We start from the raw sequence: 19484 nt of genomic DNA, 5'->3' as shown, positions 1-19484 counted from the left end.
ATCTTCTCTAGGCTTTATTTACGTACTTGGGCACCAAACCCGCACGCAACCCCACGTCCCACCAGAAAATTCTTTTTGGTTATATAAACATTCTTAAATAGTATTTTTAAGAATATCCGCGCTTATCTACTATCGCCCTCACGCCGCAAGCAGTGCCGCCACTGCCAGGCACTATTCATTTCAGGAGCGAGACCATGAGCGCATCTCTACGTAGCGTCGACGGCCAGGACGAAGCAGCCATTTTGCGTGAGATCCAGAGCGCCTTGCGCGATCTGCGGTTTGGCGCGGTGGAAATCACCGTGCACAACGCCCAAGTGGTACAGATTGAACGCAAGGAAAAATTCCGCCTGCAGAACCCGGGTAACAAACCGAGCTGAGCAAGAACGGCGATAGACCCGCAACTATAAAAAAAGCCAACACCCAAAGAATCTCAGGAGCTTCTATGTCGTCGATTCGCCGTTACGCCCTGGCCGCCCTGGCCAGCGCCGTGTTTGCAGGTTCCGCGGTTGCCAAGGACTACGAGTTGCTCAACGTCTCGTACGACCCTACTCGTGAGCTGTACCAGGACTACAACGCTGAGTTCACCAACTACTGGAAACAGGCCCACCCGGGTGACAACGTCAAGATCCAGCAATCCCACGGTGGTTCGGGCAAGCAGGGCCGTGCCGTGATCGATGGCCTGCGCGCCGACGTGGTCACCCTGGCCCTGGCCGGTGATATCGACGAAATCGCCAAGCTGGGCAAGACCCTCCCGGAAAACTGGCAAACCCGCCTGCCGGACGCGAGCACCCCGTACACCTCGACCATCGTGTTCCTGGTGCGCAAGGGCAACCCAAAAGGCATCAAGGATTGGGGCGACTTGATCAAGAAAGACGTGTCCGTGATCACCCCGAACCCGAAAACCTCCGGCGGCGCCCGTTGGAACTTCCTCGCCGCCTGGGCCTATGGCCTCAAGGCCGGCGGCAGCGAAGCCAAGGCCCAGGAATACGTGAAGGAGCTGTTCAAGCACGTGCCGGTGCTGGACACCGGTGCTCGCGGCTCAACCATCACCTTCGTCAACAACGGTCAGGGTGACGTGTTGCTGGCCTGGGAAAACGAGGCGTTCCTGGCACTGAAGGAAGACGGTGGCGCCGACAAGTTCGACATCGTCGTGCCGTCCCTGTCCATCCTCGCCGAACCACCGGTTGCCGTGGTCGACAAGAACGCCGAGAAAAAGGGCAACACCGAAATCGCCACTGAATACCTGAAACACCTGTACAGCCCGGCCGGCCAGGAGATTGCGGCGAAGAACTTCTACCGCCCACGCGATGCAAAAGTGGCCGCCAAATACGCCCAGCAATTCCCGAAACTGGACCTGGTGACTATCGACAAAGACTTCGGCGGCTGGAAAACTGCCCAACCGAAATTCTTTAACGACGGTGGCGTGTTCGACCAGATCTACACGGCGCAGTAAGCCAAAATACCTGTAGGGGCTCGCTTTTCTGTGGGAGCTGGCTTGCCTGCGATAGCATCACTGCGGTGTGACTGATACACCGTGGTGCCTGCATCGCGGGCAAGCCCGGCTCCCACAGAAAAGCGCGCTCCTACAGTGGTTTCTACCCTTTGACCAAGGACTCTTATGTCGCGTCGTATCTCCCCCGTCATACCCGGCTTCGGGCTGACGCTGGGCTACACCGTGGTGTACCTCAGCCTGATCGTACTCATCCCCCTGGCGGCGATGTTTGTACACGCCGCTCAACTCACCTGGGATCAGTTCTGGAACATCATCTCCGCACCGCGTGTGCTGGCGGCGTTGCAACTGAGCTTCAGCACCGCACTGTACGCAGCGTTGATCAATGGCGTGATCGGCACGCTGCTGGCCTGGGTGCTGGTGCGCTACACCTTCCCCGGCCGCAAGGTCATCGATGCGATGATCGACTTGCCGTTCGCGTTGCCCACCGCTGTTGCCGGCATCGCACTGACCGCGCTGTACACGCCTAACGGCCTGGTTGGTCAGTTCGCCGCCGACCTGGGCTTCAAGATCGCCTACACCCCGCTGGGTATCACCCTGGCGCTGACCTTCGTCACCCTGCCGTTCGTGGTGCGCACGGTACAGCCGGTGTTGGCCGATATCCCCCGGGAAGTAGAAGAAGCCGCCGCCTGCCTGGGCGCCAAGCCGTTGCAGGTGTTCCGTCACATCCTGGTGCCGGCGCTCCTGCCCGCCTGGTTGACCGGTTTCGCGTTGGCGTTCGCCCGTGGTGTCGGTGAGTACGGTTCGGTGATTTTCATTGCCGGCAACATGCCGATGAAAACCGAGATCCTGCCGTTGCTGATCATGGTCAAGCTCGACCAGTACGACTACCGCGGCGCCACATCCATTGGCGTATTGATGCTGGTGGTTTCCTTTGTCCTGCTGCTGCTGATCAACCTGTTGCAGCGGCGCATCGAACGTCCATAAGGAGGCGCGGAACATGTCCCAATCGTCTATTTCCGCCGCGTCCTCGGCCAATGCTGCCCGCCGTGGCAGCGCCGCGTCGCGACGCATCCTGATCGGCCTTGGCTGGCTGGTGTTCGCCCTGTTCCTGTTGTTGCCGCTGTTTATCGTGGTGACCCAGGGCCTGAAGAACGGCCTCGGCGCGTTCTTCACCGCGATCCTCGAACCGGACGCGCTGTCGGCGCTGAAACTCACGGTGATCGCCGTGGTGATCTCGGTGCCGCTCAACCTGGTGTTCGGCGTCAGCGCCGCGTGGTGCGTGAGCAAGTACTCGTTCCGTGGCAAGAGCATCCTGGTGACGCTGATCGACCTGCCGTTCTCGGTATCGCCGGTGATCGCCGGCCTGGTCTATGTGTTGATGTTCGGCGCCCAGGGCTTCTTTGGCCCGTGGTTGCAGGACCACGACATCCAGATCGTGTTCGCCTTGCCCGGCATCGTGCTGGCGACCATCTTCGTCACCGTGCCTTTCGTGGCCCGTGAACTGATCCCGCTGATGCAGGAGCAGGGCACCCAGGAAGAAGAGGCCGCGCGCCTGCTCGGTGCCAATGGCTGGCAGATGTTCTGGCATGTGACCGTGCCGAATATCAAATGGGGCCTGATCTACGGCGTGGTGCTGTGTACCGCACGGGCCATGGGAGAGTTCGGCGCGGTGTCGGTGGTGTCCGGCCACATTCGCGGCGTGACCAACACCCTGCCGCTGCACGTCGAGATTCTCTACAACGAATACAACCACGTTGCCGCGTTTGCGGTGGCGAGTCTGCTGCTGATCCTGGCGCTCTTCATCCTGCTGCTCAAGCAGTGGAGCGAGAACCGTATTAACCGCCTGCGCGCCGGTGCGGCTGAGGAATAAGTCATGTCGATCGAAGTCCGTAATGTCAGCAAGAACTTCAATGCCTTCAAGGCCCTGAACAGCATCAACCTGGACATCCAGAGTGGCGAGCTGGTGGCCTTGCTCGGCCCGTCCGGCTGCGGCAAGACCACCTTGCTGCGCATCATCGCCGGCCTGGAAACCCCGGATGACGGCAGCATCGTGTTCCACGGTGAAGACGTCTCCGGCCACGACGTGCGCGATCGCAACGTCGGCTTCGTGTTCCAGCACTATGCGTTGTTCCGTCACATGACCGTGTTCGACAACGTGGCGTTCGGCCTGCGCATGAAGCCGAAGAACCAGCGCCCGAGCGAAAGCCAGATCGCGGTCAAGGTCCACGAATTGCTGAACATGGTGCAACTGGATTGGTTGTCGGACCGCTACCCGGAGCAGCTCTCCGGTGGCCAGCGCCAACGTATCGCCCTGGCCCGCGCCCTGGCGGTGGAGCCGAAAGTATTGCTGCTGGATGAACCCTTCGGCGCCCTCGACGCCAAGGTGCGTAAAGAGCTGCGTCGCTGGCTGGCGCGTCTGCACGAAGACATCAACCTGACGTCGGTGTTCGTGACCCACGACCAGGAAGAGGCCATGGAAGTCGCCGACCGCATCGTGGTGATGAACAAGGGTGTGATCGAGCAGATCGGCTCACCGGGTGACGTCTACGAAAACCCGGCGAGCGATTTCGTTTATCACTTCCTGGGTGATTCGAACCGCCTGCACCTGGGTGAAGACAAACACGTGCTGTTCCGTCCCCACGAAGTGTCGTTGTCGCGGCATGAGCTGGAAGACCACCATGCTGCTGAAGTGCGGGATATCCGTCCGCTCGGCGCTACCACCCGTGTGACGTTGAAGGTGGAAGGCCAGAGCGAGCTGATCGAAGCGGAAGTGGTGAAAGACCACGACAGCCTGACTGGCCTGGCGCGGGGCGAGACGCTGTTCTTCAAGCCCAAGGTCTGGCAGAAAGCCTGATAACCCCGCACTGTGAAACGGTGCCAATGTGGGAGGGGCGGTGCGACGATTCGACTTGCCCCCGATAGCAGTGGGTCAGTTGATAAACATGTCACTGAAACACCGCCATCGGGGGCAAGCCCCCTCCCACATTTAGGCCTCTCTCGGCTTCAGATCGCGTCGAACCACCGGCCCCGAGCGCTCCTCGATCTGCTGCTTGAGGTCATGCCGCAACCCCAACAGGAATGCCAGTTCGGCCACCACGAACAATGGCCCCACGATCAATCCCGAGACGTCATCCACAAACGCCGGCTTCCTGCCTTCGTAGTAATGCCCGACAAACTGAATCACCCAACCCACCACGAACAGGCCGATGCCGCTGCTGAGCCACACCAGCGTGCTCTGCGCCGCCAGCACGTGCCCGGCCCATAACGACAGGCCCATCAGCACGGTCATCAACACGCCCAGGGCCAATTCCAGGCGCAGGTAAAACCACGCAGAGAACAGCGCGAGAAGAACGGCGGGTGAGATCCATAGGCCAGCGACGGCCCATTCGGGGCGTGACAACAGCACGGCCACTGCCACCACAATCAGTGGAATGCCGACAAAGTGGCTGGCGATATTGCGCGGGTCGCGGTGGTACGCGGCATATTGACTGAGGTGGTCGATGAGGCTTTTCATTGTTATTCCTCCTGTAGGATGTTTGATCATCTCCCGTCAGCCAGCGACTGACTGTCAACTGGGCGACAATCTCTGGAGTTCTCATGATTGCGGCAACCTGGCATGCCCGATTGGCCACCGGCCAGTGGTTCAGCCACCTGCCTGTACCGCTACAGGATAGTTTGCTGGCGGCGGCTCGGCTGCGTCAGCTGACGGCGGGGCAGTACCTGTTCCGGCGCGGTGATCCGCCCTGTGGGGTGTATGCGGTATTGGAGGGGGCGGTGCGGGTCAGCGCGGTCAATGCGCAGGGCAAGGAAGCTATTCTGAGCCTGGTTGAAACGCCTTACTGGTTCGGCGAGATCTGCCTGTTCGATGGTTTGCCACGTACCCACGACGCCTTGTCGGTTGGGCCGTGCACGCTGTTGCAGGTACCGCAATCGGCGATGCTCGAGATTCTTGACCAAAGCCCGGCGTATTGGCGCGACATGGCGTTGTTGATGAGCCAGAAGTTGCGCCTGTCGCTGATCAATATCGAACAGATGAGCCTGATGCCGGCGTCGACACGTATCGCTCACCGGCTGCTGATGATTGCCGGCGGGTACGGCGAGATAGAGCATTCCCGTCGCGTCCTGCAACTGCCCCAGGAAGATCTGGCCGCGATGCTGAGCCTGTCGCGCCAGACCACCAACAGTTTGCTCAAGGCGTTAGAGCAGCAGGAGATCATCAAGCTGAGTTACGGCGCGATTGAAGTGCTCGACCTGCCGCGCTTGCGGCAGGCCGCGGGGGCTGGCTAGGAACCGCGATACGTCGAAAAACCGTAAGGGCTCAGCAGCAGCGGGATGTGGTAGTGCTGGTCGGCCTGCTTGACTTCGAATATTACCGGGACTTCCGGGAAAAACGTCTCGCGATTGGCTTTCTTGTAGTAGTCACCGGTCTTGAACACCACGCGATACTCGCCCGGCTTCATGGCTTGGTTGGCCGGGAACAGTTCGGCGATACGCCCCTGCTGGTTGGTGACACCTTCGGACAGCGACTGCCAGTGATCGCCTACGTGTTGCTCCAGGGTGACGTTGACACCGGCAGACGGCAGACCGTTTTCCAGGTTCAGCACATGCACGCTCAGCGGGTTGCCGGCCGCCAGGGCCAGGCTGCTCAGGCCGCTCAGGCTGAGGGCGGCGAGGGTCATAGTCAGTGTTTTCATTGAGGTTTCCTCAAGGGGTGATTGTCAGGCCAAGTTGATTGGCCGCCTTTACCGCGCACGCGTCGTCCTGCTCGGCACCGCCGGCACCGGCAATGCCAAGCGCGCCTACCAGTTCAGTGTCGGCGAACAGCGGCACGCCGCCCCCGAGCAACAGCAATTCGGACAAGCTGTTAAGGTTGGCGGCCTCTGGGTTGTTGCGCGCACGCTCGGCAAACAACCGAGTGGGGGTTTTAGTCGACAACGCCGTGTACGCTTTGCGTTGGCTGGCGATGCTGTTGTGTGGACCTACGCCATCGGCCCGCAGGCTCAGCAATGGATTACCGCCCCGGTCGAGTACGGTAAGTGCCGCCGTGCACTGCGCCAGGCTGGCGTCTGCCAGTTGGCGTGCGGTGTGCAAATCCAGGTCGGCGTGGCGCGGCAGCGGTGGTGCTGCCAGGACGCTGGCGCTGATGGCGAAGCTCAAGAACAAGGTATTGCGGTACATGGGAACGGCTCCAGAAAGCAGGCCGTTACCTTAGCCAGCGGTCTCGCTCAAAAGCCGAACAATTCGATTACAGGTTTGTAATGAACCAAGAGGTAGGCATGCAGGTGTTGTTAGTGGAAGACCAGCCGAAATTGGCGCAACTTATGGCCCAGGGCTTGAGTGAGGCCGGCTTCGCAGTAGAAGTCGCAGCCAATGGCATGGCAGCTCAGCGGTTTGTGGAAAGCACTGACTATGACTTGGTGATCCTGGATGTAATGTTGCCGGGTTTGAATGCCTGGAGGTTGCAGCAGTCGATTCGCAAGAAGGGCGAGACGCCGGTGTTGTTCTTGACGACCCCGGAAGGAATCGAGGACCGTCTGCGCGAGTTGGAACTGCATGAGGATGATTACTTGCTCAAGCCGTTTGAAGCCAAGGCCTTGGTGGCGCGGGTGAAGAAGTTGTTGCGGCGTGACCGTGGGCGCTGATTGATCCGGCATCTTCAATACCTGGACCACCGCCATCGCAGGCAAGCCAGCTCCCACATTTGGAATGCATTCCCTGTAGGAGCCGGGCTTGCCCGCGATGGGGCCATCACGAACACCGCAAATCCACCTACCGCAACCCATCCCTGAACTGCCCCGGCGTCATCCCCGTCCAGCGCTTGAACGCGCGGTTGAAACTGCTGGTATCAGCAAACCCCAGCAAATGACTGATTTCCGCCAATGAGCATTGCGGATCCCGCAAATGCAGCAACGCCAAATTCTCCCGGCACTCATTGAGCAACGCATCAAATCGACAGCCTTCGTCCGCCAGGTGCCGCTGCAAGCTGCGCAGGCTCAGGTGCAGCGCCTGCGCAACCCGCTCGGCGCTGGGTTCGCCGTCGGGCAACTGCGCTTCGATCACCCGGCGGACCTTGCGTTCCCAGGTCAGCGGTTGCAGTTGGGCGAGGGTGCGCTTGAGCACGGTTTCGTTGTGTTCGGCCAGTTCGGGGTTGGCGTCGTCCAGGTGGCTGTCGAAATCCTGGGCGGCGAACTCCAGGCGGTCTTCCTCAGCGCCGAAAAACACCGGCGCGCGAAACACCGTATGCCATGGCTTGGGATCGGCCGGTTCCGGCCTTCGCAGGTACACCGCCAGCGGCGCGTATTCGCGCCCCAGGCGATTGCGACAAGTGCGCACATAGATCGCCGCAAACGCATCGATGGCCTCGAACGCTGGCGCTGGGTTTCCCGGTAGTTGCAGCAAGCGGAACCGGTAGCGCTCGCCATCGCCGCTCAGCTCCAGGGCCAGTGCATCGCTGACCACCTGGTGATACCGCACGATGCGCTCGAACACTTCCCGCAAGCTGCCACTGGCCACCAGCGCATACCCCAACGCATGAAACGTGGTGGGGCTGACGAACCGCGACACCCGCAGACCAATCGCCGGGTCGCCGCTGGCCTGCACCGCCAGCTCCCACAAACGCGTGGTCGCTGACAGCGGATAGCGCGCGTTGGGATCGTCCATCTGCCGCGGGTCGAGCCCGGCTTCCAGGCACAGCGCGGCGCTGTCGAGGCCCAGGGCGTCGAGTTGCTTGCGCAGGGCGCGGGTCCAGCTGGCGAGGGAGGTGGGTTCGGTCATGGCGATTGGCGCTTGCGGTCAACAGGTTGGCGTGCGTGGCTGATGCCCTGGCGGACCGCTTGGGCCAGGATGCATCCATCAATAACCAGAGGATGGAAGCATGGACGGTACTTCTGCAAGTCCCCAGCAGATGAACGCACAACAGCGCTCGGCGCATATCCGTGAAGTGGTGCTGGCCGAGGGCGTGCGCCTGCGCCAGCAGCACCCTTGGCTGCTGCATCAGGACGCGTTGGGCGCGGGCATCCTGGCCTTTGCCTTGGCGGGCATGATTGGCTGCGCAGCGCTCTACATCAGCGGGCATATGGCCTGGTGGGTGTGCCTGCTGCTCAACGCGTTCCTGGCTTCACTGACCCACGAGCTGGAACACGACCTGATCCACAGCATGTACTTTCGCAAGCAGCGCCTGCCGCACAACCTGATGATGGGCCTGGTGTGGCTGGCGCGGCCCAGTACGATCAACCCGTGGGTACGCCGACACCTGCACCTCAACCATCACAAGGTGTCCGGCACCGAGACCGACATGGAAGAGCGCGCCATCACCAACGGCGAGCCCTGGGGTTTTGCGCGGTTGCTGATGGTCGGCGATAACGTCATGTCGGCCTTCATCCGCATCCTGCGGGCCACGACCTGGACGCACAAATTGACGATTCTCAAGCGCTCGCTGCTGGTGTACGCACCGCTGGCACTGCTGCATTGGGGCGCGTGGTATGTGTTCCTTGGCTTTCATGCCGCCAATGGCATTGCCAGTCTGCTCGGTGCGCCTATCGAGTGGTCAGCTGGCACCGTGCAGATGATGCAGGTGATTGATATCGCTGTCGTGGTGATCATCGGCCCCAACGTGCTGCGTACCTTTTGCCTGCACTTTGTCAGCTCCAACATGCACTACTACGGCGATGTGGAACTGGGCAATGTGATCCAGCAGACCCAAGTGTTGAACCCCTGGTGGATGTGGCCTCTGCAGGCGTTCTGCTTCAACTTCGGCAGCACCCATGGCATTCACCATTTTGTGGTGAAGGAACCGTTCTACATCCGCCAGATGACCGCCAAGGTGGCGCATCAGGTCATGGCTGAGATGGGCGTGCGTTTCAATGACTTCGGGACGTTTGCGCGGGCCAATCGGCTGGAGCCGCAAGCGCGCACAAACGCGGGGCTCAATCCGGCTGAAACGGTGATGCGCTGAGTATTACGCCGGTTTCGTCCACGTATTGCTGCCAATGGTCGATAAGCGTGGCCAGTTTGTCCGGGTGACGCTGGGCCAGGTCGTGGATCTCGCCGGGATCCTGGCCCAGGTCATAGAGCTGCCATGTCGCCGGGCCCACCGGGCCTGGGATGTACACGGCTTTCCACCGGCCCTGGCGAATGGCCCGGCGCCCGAACAGCTCCCAGCCGGTGACGGTGTGCTCATCGTGCACCTCGGCGGTTTCACCTGACAGGAAGCCCAGCCACGACTTGCCCCGCAGTGGCGCCACCGGCTTGCCGCGCCATTGTTGGCCCGGATGGCGCACACCGGCCAGGTCCAGGAGCGTCGGCGTGATGTCCATCACTGTGCCAAACCCATGGCTGATCCGGCCTTCAAGCGTCAGCCGAGGGTAGTGCATCAGTGCCGGCACCCGAATCCCGCCTTCGGTGGTAAATGCTTTGAACAGCCGTGACGGGGCGGTTGCTACTTGAGCCCACGAGGGGCCGTACCAGACGTAGGAGTTGGCCCGCCCGATGTTCTCCAGGCTGTTGTCGTAGTGCTGGTTGAGGTAGGTCAGCAGCTCGGGGCCGAACTTGGGAAAGGCTTCCAGCAGCGCACCTTCAGCGCCGTTGTCGGACATGAACACGATGAACGTGTTATCCAGTTGACCCTGCTGGCGCAGGTACTCCACCACCCGGCCGATGTTCCAGTCCATGCGCTCGACCATGGCCGCATACACTTCCATCGCCCGCGCCGACACTTGGCGCTGTGTCTCGGTAAGGCCGGCCCATTGGGCACTCAATCCGATCAGTGGATGGGGTTCGACATCCGCGTCGATCAGCCCCAGGGCCTTGAGCTTTTCCAGGCGTTCCAGGCGCAGCACCTCGGGTCCGGCGTCGTAGCGGCCACGGTATTTGTCGACGATCTCGGCGGGAGCCTGCAACGGCCAGTGCGGGGCGGAGAATGGCAGGTAAGCGAAGAACGGTCGCGCCTGGTCGCGCTCCCTGAGGTATTGCAGCAACTTGTCGCCAAAGGCGTCGGATGAATAGAAATGTTCAGGCAGTCGCTCGACGAAAGTGTCGTCTTCGATATACAGCGCAGGCGTGGATTTGAGCAGGCCGGGCGTCGTCTCGTCGTAGGGCGGTTCGAAGCCATAGTGGTTGGCCGCGCCGGGCAACAGCGCGAAGGAGCGTTCGAAACCCCGCGCGTGGGGCGCCAGTTCGGCGGTCAGGCCCAAGTGCCATTTGCCGCTCATCAGGGTTTGGTAGCCGGCCTCGCGCAGCAGCTCCGGCAAGGCCACGACCTTATCGTTCAGGTAGCCCTCATAGCCGGGCTTGCCGATCAGCTCGGGTGTGAGGGCCTCGGCCATGGTGCCAATGCCGGCGATATGGTGGTCGGTGCCGGTCAGTAGCATCGAGCGGGTCGGCGAGCAGGTGGGCGCGGTGTGGAAGTCGGTCAGGCGCAGGCCGTTCAGGGCCAGGGCGTCCAGGTGTGGTGTGGCGATTTCCCCGCCAAAGGCGCCGAGGTCGGAAAAGCCCAGGTCATCGGCCAGTATCACGAGAAAATTGGGACGTTGCGGCATCAAGGCACTCCTCATTCAGCAGGCAATAAAGGCCAGGGGCAGGTTGCGGATCTGTTCGCGCACAGGGGGCTGGTAATGGTCATCGTTGGTCAGTTCGTGCAACAGCTCCTCACGTAATTGATGGAACTCGAAACTGCTGCGTTGGCGCGGATGGGGCAGGGTGACTTGCACCACTTGTTTGATCCGGCCTGGCCTTGGCTCCATCACCACGACGCGGTCGGCGAGGAAGATCGCTTCTTCCACGTCGTGCGTCACCAGCACTGTCGTGATTCTGGCGCGGGCACGAATCGCCAGTAGTTCATCCTGCATCTGCTGGCGTGTCAGCGCATCGAGGGCGCCGAATGGCTCGTCCAGCAGCAGGATACGGGGGCTGGCCACCAGGCCGCGGGCAATTGCCACGCGTTGCGCCATGCCGCCGGAGAGCTGATGGGGGTAGGCACGCGTAAAGTCGGCCAGGCCGACCAGCTCGATAAAATCATGGACCCGTTGGCTGCGCTCGGCGTCGCCTGATGGTTCGTTGACCAGCCCCAGCCCAATGTTTTGCTCCACGGTCAGCCAGGGAAACAAGCGGTGTTCCTGGAACACAATGCCGCGCTCACGGCCGATGCCACTGACGGCTTTGCCGTCCACCTGGATCTGGCCGTGGAACTGTGTGTCCAGGCCCACCAGCAGGCGCAACAGGGTGGATTTGCCGCACCCGCTGGAACCGACAATCGCGACGAATTCGCCTTCGGCAATCTCCAGGTTGAATTCACGGATGGCTTCCAGCTCGACACCGTCGACGTCAAAGCTCTTGCCCACATGGTTGAAGCGGACGATAGGTGCGTTCATGCGTGTCTCCAGCGGGTAGCGCGGGTTTCGATGCGTTGGCCGATAAGGTTGAGGGCGGCGCCAGTGAGGCCGACCAGAAGCATGCCGCTCATGATCAGGTCCATGCGCAGCAACTGTTGAGCGCCGATCATCAGGCTGCCGATGCCGCCGTTGGAGGGCATGAAATACTCAGCGCCGATGGTGCCCAGCCAGGCATAGATCAGGCTCAGGCGCAGGCCGGCGAAAATCCCCGTCGCAGCGCCGGGCAACACCAGGCGGCGCAGGCGCTGGAACAGGTTCAGGCGCAGCACCTGCGCCGCCTCGCGCAGTTGGGGTGACAGGTTCAATACGCTGCGCTGGGTGGCGATAAATAACGGGAAGAACGCGGCGAGGGCGATAAACACCCCCTTGGCCAACTCGCCCAGTCCGAACCACGCGGTGAGCAACGGTACCCAGGCGAAGATCGCAATCTGGCGCAGCGCAGACAGCGTCGGCCCGAGTACGCGCTCGCTGCGCCGCGACAATCCCAGCCACAGGCCCATGGCAAACCCCAGGCTGGTGCCGAGGATCAAGCCGCCCAGCGTACGGCCCAGGCTTTTGCCCAGGGCGCCGGACAGGCTGCCATCCAGCACGCCCGTCACGGTGGTGTGCAGGACTGTCCATGGGCTGACCAGAATGTTCGCATCCACCCAATCCTGCTGGGTTGCCAGTTGCCATAACGCCAGCAACAGCAGCGGCAACAGCCAAGGCTGCAGGCGTTGCCAGCCTTGATAGCGGGGGCCCTGAGGAATCTGTGCCGTCGCCGGATGGGGCCAGTGCACCCATTTGCGGTCCAGCCAGCCGATGCCGCGATCCATCACCACGCCCAACACGCCGATCACCACGATGCACACGAAAACGATATCGAGCATGAACAACTGGCGAGCCCATACCATCAAGTAACCAATGCCTTCGCTGGACGCCAACAACTCCACGGCCAGCAATGAGGTCCAGCCGGCGGCCAGCGCGAGGCGTACGCCGGCCATGAACGCGGGGAGCGCGGCCGGCAGGATCAGCCGACGAATCAGCAGGTGAGTGGGCAGGCGCAGCACGCGGGCGGCTTCACGCAGGTGGGGCTGGGCATCACGCACGCCGACCAGTACATGCAGGGTGACGGGCACTACGATTGCCTTCACCAGTACCACCAGCTTCAAGGTTTCGCCGATGCCGAAAAACACCATGAACAGGGGGATCCAGGCCAGTGTCGGCACTTGCGCCAAAGCGCTGAACGTGGGGAATACCACGCGCTCGACACGGGCGCTGAACCCCAGCAGGGCACCCAGCAACGCCCCGGCGCCGATGCCCGCCAGGAGTCCCCAGAACAAGCGCTGAACACTGATTGCCAGGTGAGCCCACAACTCGCCACCGGCCAATTCCACAGCGCTGCTCCACACCAGTGAGGGTGGTGGCAGAATCTGCTCGCTCATCCAGTGATTGTGGCTGGCCAGCCACCACAGCGCGAACAGCGCCAAGGGCAACAGCCAGGGCAATAACCGTTCTCCCAGTTTTGGCCAGCGGTGCGCCCGATCATGACGGGGAGCGGCCAGAGGCAGGCTCAACAGTGATATTCGGGCCATGGAGGACCTCCGTTGTCGCCGATGACGTTATGTGATTTTGATCTTACAAAAACACAATCAAGATGATTGAGGGATAAAAAAATGCATTTAATGCCTCAGCCGGGCACGCATCCAATGCATTCGGAGAATATTTTCAATGCTGTTCATGCATAGGCCCCAAGGGGCGGCGTTTTAAGCCTTATAGTTCTAAAAGCTATTAAATTGTGCATTTATAGTATTTAAAGTTTTGTGTGGGTTGTGCCTACTTTCTGCTCCCGGACGACCGTCGCCCACAGGAGCTGCGCTTATGAAACTGCCCTTTAAACGCTTGATTGCATTGTTCGCGGGTACCGCCCTGGCCGGTTGGGTCCAGGCCGCCGAACTCAAGGAAATCCGCATTGCCGTACCCGACCTCAGCGCGGGGAGCCAGCACAGTGGTGGTGGTATCACGGATGTGTTGCGCGACCAGCAGATCTTCGAGAAAGCCTTTGCCGACCAAGGCATCAAGATCCAGTGGAATTACTTCAAGGGCGCAGGACCGGTGATCAACGAGGCCTTCGCCAACGGTCAACTGGACCTGGCCTACCTGGGCGACCTGGCGGCGATCATCGGTCGCTCCAATGGCTTGGACACCCGCCTGCTCAGTGCTTCGGCACGCGGCGTCAAACAGTATCTTGGCGTGGTTCCCGGCTCTGGCATCAAGACCCTGCAGGACCTCAAGGGCAAGCGCGTTGCGGTGTTTCGCGGCACGGCCACTCAACTCTCGTTCGACAGCGCCCTGGCCAGCCAGGGCCTGAGTGAAAAAGACCTGAAAGTAATCAATCTGGATTTCAGCGCCGCGAGCGCCGCCCTGGCTGCCAGGCAGATCGATGCCACTTGGGGCAGTTCTAGCCTCAGTGCGCTGCAGGCCAAGGGCTTGGCCGAATTGCCACTGACCACCAAGGACCTCGGCGGCGCTGGCAGCATCCAGGCTGTATTGGTGGGCAGTGGCAAGTTCGTCGATGAGCACCCCGATGTCGTGGTCAAGTTGCTCAAGGCCCAGCAGCAAGCGGTGCAGTGGTTGACCGATGACAACAACAAGCAAGCCTATATCGACCTGGTGTCGGGGCTGGCCAGTTACCCACCGATCATCCTGAGCAATGACCTGAAAAACGAGAAGCTCAGCGAGCTGTTCCCCTCGACCCTCGACCCGGTGTTCCTCGGCAAATTGCAGGAGTCGGTAGACCTGGCGACCAAGGAGCGGCTGATTCGCAAGTCCTTCCAGGTCAGTGACTGGGTGGCGCCGAATCTGCAGGCGGCGGGTCTCTAAGCGACGTCAGACCGCCACGCTCACGTCTTGGCGGTCGACTTGTACCAGCGTCTCGATCATTGCCTTCGCCGCCGGCGACAGGCGCGAGCCGGTGCGGCTGACCACCCCGCACCGCGCACTCATGGTGTCCATGTTCTGCGGCAGGTTGCGCCAGTGCAGCACCACCAGGGAGCCACGGGCGATGTCTTCGGCAAATGCTTCTTCGGTGCCCACGCCAATGGCATTGGACTGCAGCACGATCTTCACCAGCGCCGGGAAGTGCTCGGTCTGGATGCTGGGTGAAAAGTCCATGCGCCCGCTGAGGTTCGCCAGCAGTTTGCGAATGCCCTGGGAGATCAGCGGCGACGCCAGCGGATAGTCGAACATGTCGTTGGTCGACAGGCTGTCCTTGGCCAGCAGCGGGTGCCCCGGACGGCAAAAAAATACACCACGCTTGGGGCTCAGTGCGCGGGTCTGGAAGTTTGGATCGTTTTCGAACTGGCGGATGTCGGCAATGAAGAACTCGATTTCTTCGCGGCTCAGAGCGCGGCTGAGTTTTTCCCAGTTATCCACCTGGAAACTGGTCCGGATCTTCGGGTGTGCAGTGATAAAGCGCGCCACCGCATCGGGTACCAGTTTCACCGCGGGTGCCGGTCCGGTGCCGAAGCGCAGGTCGCCGGCATCGAGCTTGGTCATGCGGGTGACTTCACTGCTCAGCAAGGCGGCACCGTGCACCAGGCTCAGCGCATGTTGCAGCACTACCTGGCCCTCGGGAGTGGGGCGCAAGTCCTTGTTGCCACGGTCCACCAATACGCAGCCGAACTCATGTTCCAGGCTTTGGATACTGCGGCTGAACGCGGGTTGGGTGATGCCCATGGCGTCCGCGGCACGCACAAAACTGCGGTGTTCGTTGAGGGCGATGAAATAGCGCAGTTGGCGAAGATCCATATGCTTTCCCGGCATTTTAAAAATAGGTCGAAGGCATTTGCGACCGAGGGAGCTGAGGTTTTAAATGCAAGCTCTTATTCCGTCAACGAAGCATTCATTAATTTGCTAGATCTAAATTGCATATGAATAGAGCGTTGTCGGAAAGCGTTCCCACCATCAGGCACATGAGGGTCACCACAATGAGCAATGTCGCATTCGCTGTTCAACCCATCGCCCAAGCGCTGGACATTCACCCCGTCGGCGGGCGCATTGGCGCCGAGATCCGTGGGGTCAGACTGTCCGGCGACCTGGATGCCGCTACCGTCGAGGCCATCCAGCAGGCCCTGGTGCAGTACAAGGTGATCTTCTTCCGCGAGCAGACCCACCTTGATGACCAGAGCCAGGAAGCATTTGCGCACCTGCTGGGCGAACCGATTGCCCACCCGACCGTACCAGTGCGCGACGGCACCCGTTTCCTGATGGAGCTGGACGGCGGTCGTGGCCAGCGCGCCAACTCCTGGCACACCGACGTGACCTTCGTCGACGCCTATCCCAAGGCTTCGATCCTGCGTTCGGTGCTGGCACCCAGGTCCGGCGGCGACACGGTCTGGGCCAACACATCCAGCGCCTACAATGACCTCAGCGTCGAGCTGCGAGCCCTGGCGGACAACCTGTGGGCGGTGCACAGCAACGAATACGACTACGCCGCGCGCAAGCCGGATGTGTCGGTGGAGACGCTGGAGGAATACCGCAAAGTGTTCACCTCCACTGTCTACGAAACCGAACACCCGGTGGTGCGCGTACATCCGGTCAGCGGCGAGAAAACCTTGTTGCTGGGACACTTCGTCAAGCGCCTCAAAGGATACTCCCAGGCAGATTCGGCGCAGCTGTTCAACCTGTTGCAGAGCTACGTCACCCGCCTGGAAAACACCGTGCGCTGGCGTTGGAGCACCGGTGATGTAGCGATCTGGGACAACCGCGCCACCCAGCATTACGCAGTGGATGACTATGGCACCCAGGAGCGTATTGTGCGCCGGGTCACGCTCAAGGGCGATGTGCCGGTGAGCGTGCACGGGCAGGCCAGCAAGACCACCAAGGGTGTGTGATCACCACACGCCGATCTGCACCACCTTGTCTGTTTCCGGCTCTCCATAACGAAACCGTTGGCCACGCAGATCGATCTCTGTGTGGCTGATGGTGGTGCGCCGCTTCAGGCCACGCAGCCATTCGAACAGATAGCCCGAATGGGTTTCGCGCACGTCGGCGTACGCCGGGTCGGCCCCCAGGTCATGCAGTTCCTGCGGGTCGTTTTCCAGGTCGAACAGCTGTGGGCGAAAGCCATCGTACGCCAGGTATTTCCAGCGTTCGCTGCGCACCATCGTCATGCGGCAACGGTCGATGGGCTGCTCCAACCGTTCACGGGCCGGGGCCTGGAAGGCGTAGTCGTATTCGGCGATGGCGTAGCGTCGCCAGGCGCTTTGCGTACGGTGCAGCAGTGGGATCAGTGAGTGGCCTTCCAGGCGGTGGTCGGCAGCAGGCAGCCCCAGGGCGTCGAGGAAGGTCGGCAGCGCATCAATGGTTTCCACCAGGCGGTCGTCGAATGTGCCACGGCTGGCATCGGCACTGGCGCGTGGGTCGCGCACAATCAACGGGACGCCTACGGCCGGCTCCAGCAGGAATTCTTTCTCCCCGAGGAAATGATCGCCAAGGAAATCGCCATGGTCGCTGGTGAACACGATCAGCGTGTCGTCCCAGCGCCCATTGCTTTGCAGAACATCGAACAGCCGCCCGAGTTGATCGTCGATCTGTTTGATCAGCCCCATGTAGGTCGGGATCACCGTGAGGCGTACCTCGTCACGGGAAAAGTTGAGGCTTTCCTGGTGCTGGCGAAACGCTTGATAAACCGGGTGATCGCTGGGTTGCCCCGGCTGGATGGGCGCCTGGATGTGCTCGGCGCCATACAGCGCGTGGTACGGCGCGGGGGCGATGTAAGGCCAATGCGGCTTGATATAGGACAGGTGCAGACACCACGGCTGCTCGGCTTGTTCGTGGATAAAGTCGATGGCGCGGTCGGTGGTGTAGACGGTTTCCGAATGCGCCTCGGCTACCCGCGCCGGTAGCCCGGCATTGCGCATGTGCCAGCCACTGAGTAGCTCACCGCCCTGACCTTCTGCGGCGTTGGCCCATTCATGCCATGGGTTGGTACCGTTGTAGCCTTGTTCGCGCAGGTAATGCGTGTAGGGCGCGGACTCGCGCTTGTCGTCGAACAACGGGCTGTCAGGGTAAATCCCGTCGTGACGCATATACGCTTCAAAACCGACCTCGTTCAGTGGCTCGGCCTGTGCGCCGTGGGGGTCGATCTTCAGGCGCTGCAAAGCGTCCAGGTTTGGCGTGGCGTGGGTCTTGCCTACCAGCGCGGTGCGGATACCGTGGGGGCGCAGATAATCGCCGATCGTCAACTCTTCCAACGGCAGTGGCACCCCGTTCCAAGCCACTTGGTGGCTGCTGACATAGCGTCCTGTATAGGCCGACATCCGCGACGGTCCGCAAATGGTGCCCTGGGTGTAGGCACGGCCGAATCGCACACCGGCGGCGGCGAGACGGTCGATATTCGGCGTGTGCAAATGAGCGTGGCCGTAGCACGACAGGTAATCGCGGCGCAGTTGGTCGCACATGATGTACAGCACATTGCGTACAGGTTTTGGTTGAGGCATGAGGGTTTACCGAACGGAGGACAGGGGGCTTTTTTCGTCCTTTGCGCCGGGGCTGGCAAGTGCATTTGGGGACTGGGTTTCATGCAGGCCATGCATGGGCGTTGCTGCAGGCGTTATCGGGGACAAGCCCCCTCCCACACTTGAAATGCATTCAAAAGTGGGAGGGGGCTTGCCCCCGATGGCATCAGTTCAGACAGCGAAATTCTCCAGCGCACACACATCCTCATCCAGCGCATCAATCTCCTTGATCTGCTCGATCATCGCCTCCGCCAGTGGTGATAACCGGTACCCTGCGCGGCTGACGATACCGTAGCGGGTGAAACGCTCCTCCAGGTCTTCGGCGAGTCCGTCGATCTTCAAACACACCAATTCGCCTCGGGCCATGTGCAGCACATCGCTGTTGGCACTGACGATACCAATGGCATCGGAGCGCAATACCACACCCATCAAGCTGTAGCCGTTTTCGCACTCCACATTGGGCAGGTAATCGGGGCGTCCGCTGAGGTCGACGATGACCTTGCGCAGGTTGGGCGGGCGGATCGTCACGGCCAGTGGATAACTCATCAACTCTGCGGCGCTCACGCTCTCGCGACCGGCCAGGGGATGGCCGGCGCGGCAGCAGAAATTCCAGCGGCGTGGACGCAAGCGATGGGTGTGATAGTCAGGGTTGGCTTCGAAGTGACGGGTATCAGCGACAAAGAATTCGAACTCCTCGCTGAGCAGGCGCTTGCCCAGGCTTTGCCAGTCATCTACCTGGAACAGCACGCGTGCCTTCGGGTAGCGCCCGATAAAGCTGCCAATGGCGCGGGGAATCAACCCGGCTGCGGGTGCGGGGCCACACCCAAAGCGCAGCTCACCGGCCTCCAACCCATTGAACTGGCTGATCTCGTTGGCCAGTTGCTGGGCACCGCTGACCAGGCGCCGGGCATGCTCCAGTAGCACCTGGCCTTGTTTGGTGGGCGCCAGGTCCTTGCGACCGCGGTCCACCAGTTGGCAGCCGGCGGCATGTTCCAGGGCCTGGATGCTGCGGCTGAACGCCGATTGCGACAGGTTCACGGTCAACGCCGCCGCCACAAAACTGCGTTGTTCGGCGAGGGCGATGAAGTGGCGGAGCTGGCGCAAATCGATATGCATTTTTCACATCAAAAATATCGGGGAAAT

20 protein-coding genes are annotated in these 19484 nt (G+C 61.2%); 10 read left to right on the top strand and 10 right to left on the bottom strand.

What is annotated here, in order from left to right:
• The first annotated feature begins 194 nt into the window (after window positions 1-194).
• The 5 genes from oscA (at window position 195) to BMX59_RS12510 (ending at window position 4307) form a co-directional block, all read left to right on the top strand.
• The gene (gene oscA, locus BMX59_RS12530) at window positions 195-377 is read left to right on the top strand and encodes a sulfur starvation response protein OscA (RefSeq protein WP_003170956.1); all 183 of its coding nucleotides are present in this window, start codon (window positions 195-197) and stop codon (window positions 375-377) included.
• 65 nt (window positions 378-442) lie between these two features.
• Window positions 443-1453 (top strand): sulfate ABC transporter substrate-binding protein, encoded by a 1011-nt coding sequence (locus BMX59_RS12525; RefSeq protein ID WP_071489766.1) that lies wholly within the window; start codon window positions 443-445, stop codon window positions 1451-1453.
• Window positions 1454-1618: 165 nt separating this feature from the next.
• Window positions 1619-2437: a sulfate ABC transporter permease subunit CysT gene (cysT, locus tag BMX59_RS12520; protein ID WP_016975029.1), complete on the top strand. Its 819-nt coding sequence runs from the start codon at window positions 1619-1621 to the stop codon at window positions 2435-2437.
• Between the two features lie 13 nt (window positions 2438-2450).
• Entirely contained in the window at window positions 2451-3323 is an 873-nt protein-coding gene (gene cysW / locus BMX59_RS12515; RefSeq protein WP_010214166.1) for a sulfate ABC transporter permease subunit CysW, read from the top strand.
• 3 nt (window positions 3324-3326) lie between these two features.
• Complete coding sequence (locus tag BMX59_RS12510) at window positions 3327-4307, top strand: sulfate/molybdate ABC transporter ATP-binding protein (protein WP_034101869.1); 981 nt, start codon at window positions 3327-3329, stop codon at window positions 4305-4307.
• Between the two features lie 132 nt (window positions 4308-4439).
• On the opposite strand, the gene BMX59_RS12505 is transcribed toward BMX59_RS12510, so the two are convergent.
• Entirely contained in the window at window positions 4440-4967 is a 528-nt protein-coding gene (locus tag BMX59_RS12505) for an Mpo1 family 2-hydroxy fatty acid dioxygenase (protein WP_092248675.1), read from the bottom strand.
• 83 nt (window positions 4968-5050) lie between these two features.
• Here BMX59_RS12505 and BMX59_RS12500 point away from each other — a divergent pair, with 83 nt between their 5' ends.
• Window positions 5051-5740, top strand: coding sequence for a Crp/Fnr family transcriptional regulator (locus BMX59_RS12500; protein WP_071489768.1), 690 nt, complete (start codon window positions 5051-5053; stop codon window positions 5738-5740).
• Here the strand turns inward: BMX59_RS12500 and uraH are convergent.
• Both uraH and BMX59_RS12490 read right to left on the bottom strand, forming a co-directional pair.
• Window positions 5737-6147 (bottom strand): hydroxyisourate hydrolase, encoded by a 411-nt coding sequence (uraH, locus tag BMX59_RS12495; protein ID WP_058424846.1) that lies wholly within the window; start codon window positions 6145-6147, stop codon window positions 5737-5739. The genes BMX59_RS12500 and uraH overlap by 4 nt on opposite strands.
• Window positions 6148-6157: 10 nt before the next feature.
• Entirely contained in the window at window positions 6158-6631 is a 474-nt protein-coding gene (locus BMX59_RS12490; RefSeq protein WP_093121803.1) for a GlcG/HbpS family heme-binding protein, read from the bottom strand.
• A 98-nt stretch (window positions 6632-6729) separates the two neighbouring features.
• On the opposite strand from BMX59_RS12490, the gene BMX59_RS12485 reads away from it, so the two are divergent.
• Window positions 6730-7095, top strand: a complete 366-nt coding sequence (locus BMX59_RS12485) for a response regulator (protein ID WP_071489770.1) — start codon at window positions 6730-6732, stop codon at window positions 7093-7095.
• A gap of 127 nt (window positions 7096-7222) precedes the next feature.
• Here BMX59_RS12485 and BMX59_RS12480 read toward each other — a convergent pair whose 3' ends face one another.
• Window positions 7223-8227, bottom strand: a complete 1005-nt coding sequence (locus BMX59_RS12480; RefSeq protein WP_093121799.1) for an AraC family transcriptional regulator — start codon at window positions 8225-8227, stop codon at window positions 7223-7225.
• A gap of 100 nt (window positions 8228-8327) precedes the next feature.
• On the opposite strand from BMX59_RS12480, the gene BMX59_RS12475 reads away from it, so the two are divergent.
• On the top strand, window positions 8328-9407 hold the full coding sequence (locus BMX59_RS12475) for a fatty acid desaturase (protein WP_093121795.1): 1080 nt from the start codon (window positions 8328-8330) through the stop codon (window positions 9405-9407).
• On the opposite strand, the gene BMX59_RS12470 is transcribed toward BMX59_RS12475, so the two are convergent.
• From BMX59_RS12470 to BMX59_RS12460, 3 genes are read right to left on the bottom strand one after another with little or no spacing between them, the layout of a single operon-like run.
• Window positions 9379-10989, bottom strand: a complete 1611-nt coding sequence (locus tag BMX59_RS12470; protein WP_093121791.1) for an arylsulfatase — start codon at window positions 10987-10989, stop codon at window positions 9379-9381. The genes BMX59_RS12475 and BMX59_RS12470 overlap by 29 nt on opposite strands.
• 15 nt (window positions 10990-11004) lie before the next feature.
• Window positions 11005-11820, bottom strand: a complete 816-nt coding sequence (locus BMX59_RS12465) for an ABC transporter ATP-binding protein (protein ID WP_092248659.1) — start codon at window positions 11818-11820, stop codon at window positions 11005-11007.
• The gene (locus BMX59_RS12460; RefSeq protein ID WP_093121785.1) at window positions 11817-13415 is read right to left on the bottom strand and encodes an ABC transporter permease; all 1599 of its coding nucleotides are present in this window, start codon (window positions 13413-13415) and stop codon (window positions 11817-11819) included. The genes BMX59_RS12465 and BMX59_RS12460 overlap by 4 nt, the downstream gene beginning before the upstream one ends.
• A 286-nt stretch (window positions 13416-13701) precedes the next feature.
• Between BMX59_RS12460 and BMX59_RS12455 the strand changes: the two genes are divergently transcribed.
• Entirely contained in the window at window positions 13702-14703 is a 1002-nt protein-coding gene (locus BMX59_RS12455; RefSeq protein ID WP_092248652.1) for an ABC transporter substrate-binding protein, read from the top strand.
• 6 nt (window positions 14704-14709) lie between these two features.
• On the opposite strand, the gene BMX59_RS12450 is transcribed toward BMX59_RS12455, so the two are convergent.
• A complete protein-coding gene (locus BMX59_RS12450) occupies window positions 14710-15630 on the bottom strand; it encodes a LysR family transcriptional regulator (RefSeq protein WP_071489777.1) in 921 nt (306 codons plus the stop codon).
• 179 nt (window positions 15631-15809) lie between these two features.
• Between BMX59_RS12450 and BMX59_RS12445 the strand changes: the two genes are divergently transcribed.
• Window positions 15810-16715, top strand: a complete 906-nt coding sequence (locus tag BMX59_RS12445; RefSeq protein WP_071489778.1) for a TauD/TfdA dioxygenase family protein — start codon at window positions 15810-15812, stop codon at window positions 16713-16715.
• Here BMX59_RS12445 and BMX59_RS12440 read toward each other — a convergent pair whose 3' ends face one another.
• Window positions 16716-18323 (bottom strand): alkaline phosphatase family protein, encoded by a 1608-nt coding sequence (locus BMX59_RS12440; protein ID WP_093121780.1) that lies wholly within the window; start codon window positions 18321-18323, stop codon window positions 16716-16718.
• Window positions 18324-18512: 189 nt separating this feature from the next.
• Window positions 18513-19457, bottom strand: coding sequence for a LysR family transcriptional regulator (locus tag BMX59_RS12435; protein ID WP_092248643.1), 945 nt, complete (start codon window positions 19455-19457; stop codon window positions 18513-18515).
• Window positions 19458-19484 lie beyond the last annotated feature (27 nt).

This window comes from Pseudomonas sp. NFR09 (assembly GCF_900111535.1).
Classification (GTDB): Bacteria; Pseudomonadota; Gammaproteobacteria; order Pseudomonadales; family Pseudomonadaceae; genus Aquipseudomonas; species Aquipseudomonas extremorientalis.
The sequence above is the reverse complement of the archived record's forward strand: the minus strand, read 5'-3'. Positions and strand labels throughout refer to the sequence as shown.

What these genes read in the sequence shown, in the direction of transcription:
- BMX59_RS12510 (WP_034101869.1), top strand. Translation starts at nt 3,327, where the DNA reads ATGTCGATCGAAGTCCGTAATGTCAGCAAGAACTTCAATGCCTTCAAG.
- BMX59_RS12480 (WP_093121799.1), bottom strand. Translation starts at nt 8,227, where the DNA reads ATGACCGAACCCACCTCCCTCGCCAGCTGGACCCGCGCCCTGCGCAAG.
- oscA (WP_003170956.1), top strand. Translation starts at nt 195, where the DNA reads ATGAGCGCATCTCTACGTAGCGTCGACGGCCAGGACGAAGCAGCCATT.
- BMX59_RS12505 (WP_092248675.1), bottom strand. Translation starts at nt 4,967, where the DNA reads ATGAAAAGCCTCATCGACCACCTCAGTCAATATGCCGCGTACCACCGC.
- BMX59_RS12525 (WP_071489766.1), top strand. Translation starts at nt 443, where the DNA reads ATGTCGTCGATTCGCCGTTACGCCCTGGCCGCCCTGGCCAGCGCCGTG.
- BMX59_RS12490 (WP_093121803.1), bottom strand. Translation starts at nt 6,631, where the DNA reads ATGTACCGCAATACCTTGTTCTTGAGCTTCGCCATCAGCGCCAGCGTC.
- BMX59_RS12455 (WP_092248652.1), top strand. Translation starts at nt 13,702, where the DNA reads ATGAAACTGCCCTTTAAACGCTTGATTGCATTGTTCGCGGGTACCGCC.
- BMX59_RS12435 (WP_092248643.1), bottom strand. Translation starts at nt 19,457, where the DNA reads ATGCATATCGATTTGCGCCAGCTCCGCCACTTCATCGCCCTCGCCGAA.
- BMX59_RS12445 (WP_071489778.1), top strand. Translation starts at nt 15,810, where the DNA reads ATGAGCAATGTCGCATTCGCTGTTCAACCCATCGCCCAAGCGCTGGAC.
- BMX59_RS12470 (WP_093121791.1), bottom strand. Translation starts at nt 10,989, where the DNA reads ATGCCGCAACGTCCCAATTTTCTCGTGATACTGGCCGATGACCTGGGC.
- BMX59_RS12465 (WP_092248659.1), bottom strand. Translation starts at nt 11,820, where the DNA reads ATGAACGCACCTATCGTCCGCTTCAACCATGTGGGCAAGAGCTTTGAC.
- BMX59_RS12460 (WP_093121785.1), bottom strand. Translation starts at nt 13,415, where the DNA reads ATGGCCCGAATATCACTGTTGAGCCTGCCTCTGGCCGCTCCCCGTCAT.
- BMX59_RS12440 (WP_093121780.1), bottom strand. Translation starts at nt 18,323, where the DNA reads ATGCCTCAACCAAAACCTGTACGCAATGTGCTGTACATCATGTGCGAC.
- BMX59_RS12475 (WP_093121795.1), top strand. Translation starts at nt 8,328, where the DNA reads ATGGACGGTACTTCTGCAAGTCCCCAGCAGATGAACGCACAACAGCGC.
- cysT (WP_016975029.1), top strand. Translation starts at nt 1,619, where the DNA reads ATGTCGCGTCGTATCTCCCCCGTCATACCCGGCTTCGGGCTGACGCTG.
- BMX59_RS12500 (WP_071489768.1), top strand. Translation starts at nt 5,051, where the DNA reads ATGATTGCGGCAACCTGGCATGCCCGATTGGCCACCGGCCAGTGGTTC.
- uraH (WP_058424846.1), bottom strand. Translation starts at nt 6,147, where the DNA reads ATGAAAACACTGACTATGACCCTCGCCGCCCTCAGCCTGAGCGGCCTG.
- cysW (WP_010214166.1), top strand. Translation starts at nt 2,451, where the DNA reads ATGTCCCAATCGTCTATTTCCGCCGCGTCCTCGGCCAATGCTGCCCGC.
- BMX59_RS12450 (WP_071489777.1), bottom strand. Translation starts at nt 15,630, where the DNA reads ATGGATCTTCGCCAACTGCGCTATTTCATCGCCCTCAACGAACACCGC.
- BMX59_RS12485 (WP_071489770.1), top strand. Translation starts at nt 6,730, where the DNA reads ATGCAGGTGTTGTTAGTGGAAGACCAGCCGAAATTGGCGCAACTTATG.